The organism is Streptomyces sp. NPDC001889, from assembly GCF_053594535.1.
The window spans coordinates 1-1,615 of sequence record NZ_JBSFER010000071.1 but is presented as its reverse complement, the minus strand read 5'-3'; the positions used below and the strand labels follow the sequence as shown (position 1 = coordinate 1,615).

Annotated in this window: 1 protein-coding gene and 1 pseudogene; both read right to left on the bottom strand. The window is 65.9% G+C overall.

The features are described from left to right. Positions 1–831 (bottom strand): 2-oxoacid:ferredoxin oxidoreductase subunit beta (locus ACWCRA_RS35205; RefSeq protein WP_451069479.1); only part of this gene is annotated, 831 nt, incomplete at its 3' end. Continuing rightward, positions 824–1,615, bottom strand: a pseudogene (locus ACWCRA_RS35200) (2-oxoacid:acceptor oxidoreductase subunit alpha); the annotation flags it as partial. The gene ACWCRA_RS35205 and the pseudogene ACWCRA_RS35200, both read right to left, overlap by 8 nt.

Here is a 1,615-nt window from a genome sequence, read left to right as displayed (position 1 = left end):
GTGGGTGAGGATGTGGTGTTCGTTGTCGGGGGTGATGTGGGTGGTTTCGAGGTCGCCGGTGGTGGGGTTGCGGATGACGCCTTGGTTGTTGTCGGGGCCGAAGCGGATGGGTTGGCCGTGTTCGAGGCGGATGACGGCTTCTTGGGCTTGTTGTTTGTCTTTGAGGGATTCGAAGGCGCCGTCGTTGAAGATGTTGCAGTTCTGGTAGATCTCGATGAGTGCGGTGCCGGGGTGGTCGGCGGCTTGGCGGAGGACGCTGGTGAGGTGTTTGCGGTCGGAGTCGATGGTGCGGGCGACGAAGGTGGCTTCGGCTCCGATGGCGAGGGAGACGGGGTTGAAGGGGGCGTCGAGGGAGCCCATGGGGGTGGATTTGGTGATTTTGCCGAGTTCTGAGGTGGGGGAGTACTGGCCTTTGGTGAGGCCGTAGATGCGGTTGTTGAAGAGGAGGATTTTGAGGTTGACGTTGCGGCGGAGGGCGTGGATGAGGTGGTTGCCGCCGATGGAGAGGGCGTCGCCGTCGCCGGTGACGACCCAGACGGAGAGGTCTTGGCGGGAGGTGGAGAGTCCGGTGGCGATGGCGGGGGCGCGTCCGTGGATGGAGTGCATCCCGTAGGTGTTCATGTAGTAGGGGAAGCGGGAGGAGCAGCCGATGCCGGAGATGAAGACGATGTTCTCTTTGGCGAGGCCGAGTTCGGGCATGAAGCCCTGGACGGCGGCGAGGATGGCGTAGTCGCCGCAGCCGGGGCACCAGCGGACTTCCTGGTCGGATTTGAAGTCTTTCATGGTCTGGGGGGTGGTGGTTTTGGGGACCAGGGTGAGGGCTTCAGGCATGGATGGCCTCCTTGAGGGCCGTGGCGAGCTGGGCGGCTTTGAAGGGCATGCCGTTGACCTGGGTGTGGCTGTGGGTGGGGGTGAGGTATTTGGCGCGGAGGAGGGTGGTGAGTTGTCCGAGGTTCATTTCGGGGACGATGACGCGCTGGTAGCGGGTGAGGATGTGGGGGAGGTTGTGGGGGAAGGGGTTGAGGTGGCGGAGGTGGGCTTGGGCGATGGGTTCGCCTTCGGTGCGCAGGCGGCGGACGGCGGCGGTGATGGGTCCGTAGGTGGAGCCCCAGCCGAGGACGAGGGTGGTGGCGTGGTCGGGGTCGTCGACGGTGAGGTCGGGGGTGGTGATCTGGTCGATTTTGGCCTGGCGGGTGCGGACCATGTGTTCGTGGTTGGCGGGGTCGTAGGAGATGTTGCCGGTGCCGTCTTGTTTTTCGATGCCGCCGATGCGGTGTTCGAGTCCGGGGGTGCCGGGGACGGCCCAGGGGCGGGCGAGGGTGTGGGGGTCGCGTTTGTAGGGCCAGAAGGTGTGGGTGCCGTCGTCGAGGGTGTGGTTGGGGGTGGTGGTGAAGGGGGTGCGGAGGTCGGGGAGGGTTTCGGTGTCGGGGATGCGCCAGGGTTCGGAGCCGTTGGCGAGGTAGCCGTCGGAGAGGAGGAAGACGGGGGTGCGGTAGGTGAGGGCGATGCGGGCGGCTTCGATGGCGGCGTCGAAGCAGTCGCCGGGGGTGCGGGGGGCGATGATGGGGACGGGGGCTTCGCCGTTGCGTCCGTACATGGCCTGGAGGAGGTCGGC